The sequence below is a fragment of the Sphingobacterium sp. UBA5670 genome (genome assembly GCF_002420705.1).
In the GTDB taxonomy this organism is placed as follows: Bacteria; Bacteroidota; Bacteroidia; order Sphingobacteriales; family Sphingobacteriaceae; genus Sphingobacterium.
In genome coordinates this window covers 1-4,525 of the sequence record NZ_DIIM01000022.1, presented here as the reverse complement: position 1 = coordinate 4,525, position 4,525 = coordinate 1, and the positions used below count along the sequence as shown (strand labels likewise).

The 4,525-nt window shown below is 35.5% G+C and carries 4 protein-coding genes; all 4 read right to left on the bottom strand.

Annotation, left to right across the window (positions count from 1 at the left end):
- Positions 1 to 135: 135 nt before the first annotated feature.
- Genes B3C94_RS20900 through B3C94_RS20885 form a run of 4 tightly spaced genes read right to left on the bottom strand, consistent with a single transcriptional unit; the run spans position 136 to position 4,366 of the window.
- Positions 136 to 1,725 carry an MFS transporter gene (locus B3C94_RS20900; protein ID WP_293907380.1) on the bottom strand — a complete coding sequence of 530 codons (1,590 nt, stop codon included), beginning with the start codon at positions 1,723 to 1,725 and terminating at the stop codon, positions 136 to 138.
- Between the two features lie 2 nt (positions 1,726 to 1,727).
- Entirely contained in the window at positions 1,728 to 2,774 is a 1,047-nt protein-coding gene (locus B3C94_RS20895) for an HlyD family secretion protein (protein WP_293907378.1), read from the bottom strand.
- Positions 2,775 to 2,784: 10 nt separating this feature from the next.
- Complete coding sequence (locus B3C94_RS20890; RefSeq protein ID WP_293907376.1) at positions 2,785 to 4,119, bottom strand: TolC family protein; 1,335 nt, start codon at positions 4,117 to 4,119, stop codon at positions 2,785 to 2,787.
- Positions 4,106 to 4,366 (bottom strand): hypothetical protein, encoded by a 261-nt coding sequence (locus B3C94_RS20885; protein ID WP_293907374.1) that lies wholly within the window; start codon positions 4,364 to 4,366, stop codon positions 4,106 to 4,108. The genes B3C94_RS20890 and B3C94_RS20885 overlap by 14 nt, the downstream gene beginning before the upstream one ends.
- Positions 4,367 to 4,525 lie beyond the last annotated feature (159 nt).

Sequence of the window (4,525 nt, the reverse complement as noted above, 5' to 3'; positions counted from 1 at the left end):
TAATCGTTTTGGACGGTAGTGAAAATAAGTTCTATATCAAGCTCTATTTGATGGATAAAATTATCATTGGTAGTATGATTTTTTTTTAGATTCCCATCTAAACTATTTAGTATACTGTAGAATATATTGTTCATTCTAATAAGGGATATTACCTTTTCTTAATTTCAAAACAACATATTGAATTTGTGGCAAGAGGAGCAAAACAACAATTACTAAAATCACACCTGTTAGCATCCAGTCGTAATAATCTCTAGTAGCACGAGCCAATATTTGATGACCTACCATTTGATTAAAGTAGCCTGAGGATACTGCTTTTGAAGTATAGATATCGCTACCGGTATTCATATATTGATTTTGAATATCCAGTAAGGTAGTTGGCAATTGAGGGTTGGTTTCCGTAACTGCTTCCCGAATCTTTTCGCGAACTCCTGACTTTGCAAATAATTGAAGTTCGTTATTCAGTGCCAGACTAGCTGTAAACCCTGTAAACCTAGCCAATATACCAACGAGCGATGCATTGATAGCAATTGCTGGCGGTGCTGATGAAGCGGTAAACGAAACAATAGGAACAAATAAGATTCCTGTTGCCACACCATAAATAAACATCGGTAAAATGAAATCCATCGTTTCGCCCTGTACAGAAACAAATAGTATCATATATGCATAATAAATCGCCATAATTCCAAAGCCAACAATAATCATTCTTATCAGATTATAACCCATCAAAACAAATCTGGAAGTAACGAACATGCTCAGTGTAGTCCCTAAAATTACAGACGTCCATATCGGAATGGTGCTCAATGGGTCATTTCCTAAAATTACTTCAAGATAGCCGTAGGCAAGTCCTGTACTTCCTTTAAAAATATAAAATGTAAAAAGGAGTAATAGACCAATGACAAAATTCTTGGTCTTGAAAATCTGTAAGTTGATTAATGGTCGTTTAAGCTTCAATTCTCTAATGATGAAAAGTGAAAGAATAATTAGATTGATGACGCTAAGCGTAGTGATTAATGAACTACCGAACCATCCCAATTGTCGCCCATAGACAAGGATGTATCCCAAGATTAAGATGAAAGACACGTAATACAGATAGCCTATCCAATCCACCTGATACAATGGAATCTTTTTGGTAAATCGAGCTTTGCTGTTCATCGTAAGCAATATGGTAATCGTTAGAATGAAGAGTATGACGATAAATCCGTAGAATAGCCAGTTAAAATCAAAAAAATGAATGACTACACTGGTAAAAATAGAATAAAAAGGAACGGCAATCTGTATGCTGCCATACAGTAGGCTAAAAGCAATCACACGGGCACGTACAGATTGTAATCTTGGAAAAATAAGTTGTAACACAATTCCTGACATCAATGCACAGGTAATTCCTTGAAAGAACTGGCAAATAACAAACAATGTCCAATCTTTAAAATGAAAACAGAGCACAGAACAGATTGCGTTTACAGCAAGGGCAATCAGTAAATATTTCCTAGGTGCAAAATATTTTACGATCCGAAAATCAAGTGCCAGGAAAGCTACAGTAGAGCCATAGATAACGACCATACCATATTGCACATCGGTAGGTTGTATACCGTAAAAACCCATCGCAGCAACTGGATTACCGTAATAAGCAAAGCTAAACAGACAGGTCATAAGAATGGCAAATATGACAGATCTCGCCACCCATTCAGATACCCAGGATTTGAAAATCGGTATTTTATGTGCTTGCATCATTAATCTTTTAAAACATAAACATTAGCATTCATCCCGGCAGAAAGTTTCCCTAATTTTTCAGGAGTATCGGTCAGTTTAATTCTTACAGGAATACGTTGGATGATTTTGACAAAATTACCTGTTGCATTATCTGGTGGAAGTAGCGAATAACGTGAACCTGTGGTGGGCGAAAGTGATTCGATAGTACCATTGAATTTTTCATTCGGAAAAGCATCAACTTCTATAGACACTGCTTGTCCAATCTTAAAGTTGCCAATCTGTGTTTCTTTAAAATTGGCAATCACCCATTTTTCCTCGGCTTTGTTCACCAAAAAAGCCAAAGTTTGCCCAGCTTGTATCAGTTGACCTTCCTGAATGGTCTTTTTACCAATTTGCCCATCAAAAGGTGCAGTGATAACCGTATATCGAATGTCCAATTCTTGTCTTTGAACAAGTGTTTCTTTAATTTTTATCTCTGCCTGTATAGCATTATGTTGAGCTCTGAAATCATTCAATTTAGATTCTGCTACTTCTAAAGAAGCTTTAGCCTGATCATAATCTGACTGTGCAATGGATAAAGAAGCATTGATGTTGTCGAATTTTTGTTGTGTGGTAGATTCATCCGCCAGTAGATTTTTATAACGGTCAAATTCTTTTTGCTGTTGGTTCAATCTCGCCTTAGCTCCTGCTAATTGTGCTTTTATAACCTCAATACTTTTAAGTTGCGTTTCTTCGCTCGCAGTTAAAATCGGTAATTTAGCGTGTGAACTCATGAGTTCTGCTGATGCCGCGTCTTTTTTCAGTCCATACTCGTCCAACTCAATGACCACAAGTGTATCACCTTTTTTAACAAGCTGATTGTCCTTGTAATATATTTTGCTGATATAGCCACCCACTTTTGCGTTTATCGGTGAGAGATAAGCATCTACCTGTGCGTCATTAGTTTGTTCATAGCGATATCCTTTAAAGAAATAGGTAGATCCCCAGATAATGATCCCTACGAATAATGCGATACCAAACCATTTGGTTAGGCTTACAATAATATTATCTGTTTTATTTTTGTTCATAATATTTGTATTAAAGAATTCCTATAATTGCTAATAGTCTGATATGGATTACTTTTACGTTTGTTTGTGCTGTTGTCAGATTGAATTTTGCTTCCAATAAGGCATTTTCTGCTTCCAAAAGATCGGTCAGTAATGATTCCTGATTTAGGTAGCTACTTCTGATAACGCGAACGGTTTCGGCGGTTTTAATAATATTTTGTTCTGCCGTTAGCACACTTTCCAAAGCCTGTTTTTGCTGTAAATAAGCTTCTTTTACCTGAAGAGAGATTTCTTCCTTCTTCATTTCTGCTTTTTCTTTCGCTTGATTGCTGACAACTTGGGCACGAGCAATGGTATGTTTGCTTTTGTACAAATTATCAATAGAATACTGTACTTTAATTCCTGTCTGACCAAATCCCCACAAATCGTTTGAATACGGATAAAAGGAAATCTGTGGATAGTTGTAATTATAGTTAGAGTACAAAGAAACTTTGGGCAATAGCGTAGCTTTCACTTGTTTTACGTTCAGTTCACTCCATTTGATGTCACTACCAGCCATTTTGTATTCTGGAGATTTGTTGAAAGCAATGTCTACATAGTCATTGTAGTCACCTTCTGTGATAGCGTTTAATTCAATTGTATCTTCGTATTTGATTGCTAGCCCAATATCATTTTCACATCCCATCAGAATATTGAGCCGTTGTTTAGCGATTTCAATCTTTTTTGTAACATCGGAAAGACTAAGTTCCAGTTGAGACAATTTCACGGAGGTTCTCAGTACATCACTCTTTAATACGGTGCCGTTTTTATGTAGACTTTCTATCAATCTCAATTGCTTTTTTTCTGCTTCAATCTCTGCATTTAGAAAATCATAGAAATGCAAAAACTTATATAAATCAAAATAAGTAACTGCAACATTATATTTTACACTATGCCTTTGCAGATCAACTTCATATTGTTTACGTGTCTCTTCTTCCTTTTTCATGGCGATGTTCCTTTTGTCTTTACCACCATTGTAAAGATTAAAATTTAAGTTGTAGCCTACTCCGTACCCATAGCCCTTTACAGGTACATCTTGTGGAGAAGAGAATAATCCATTGTCATAAATCAGAAATTTGGAATTGAGTTTTAAGTCCCCACCTACTGAAAGTTCGGGCAACAAACGGTCTTTGGCTTCCAATATTTCTATTTTACTTTGCTGAAGATTTAGATCAGATAGTTTCAGTTGTCGATTATTCATTTCAGCAACTTTCCATATTTCTTCCAAACTTAAAGGTTGGACTTTTTCAGTATGCTGAGCGTAAATATGGGGTGCCAATAACAGCAACAATATGCTTAAAACCAGAACTGTTTTATATTGTTTCATTAGTTTTGTTTTTATAAATGATAGGTTTCTTTCTATTTTTTAACCATTGTTTTAGCATCTTTTTCAACTCATCAATAGCAAAGCTTAAATCTATCATTGGCATAAAAGGACTAGAATAGATGCAAGCCAGCCAGTAGATGTTGGCTTTATCAATTTCTTGATCTGAATGAGGGAATTTATCTTTAGATTTTCCGACCTGTCTTTCAAGTGCAAAATCTTTGTGGGGTTTTATGTTTTTATGTTTCATAGTGATTCTACGATTATTAACATAGCAAAATTATTCAAGGCACCAAGCTATCTTTATATATAATTAGCCTAATATTTGCTATATTTGGCCATATGGAAATTCTTAGCCAATTAATCAATATTGTCGATCAAAACCCCGATTCCATTCTCGTGATGCGAC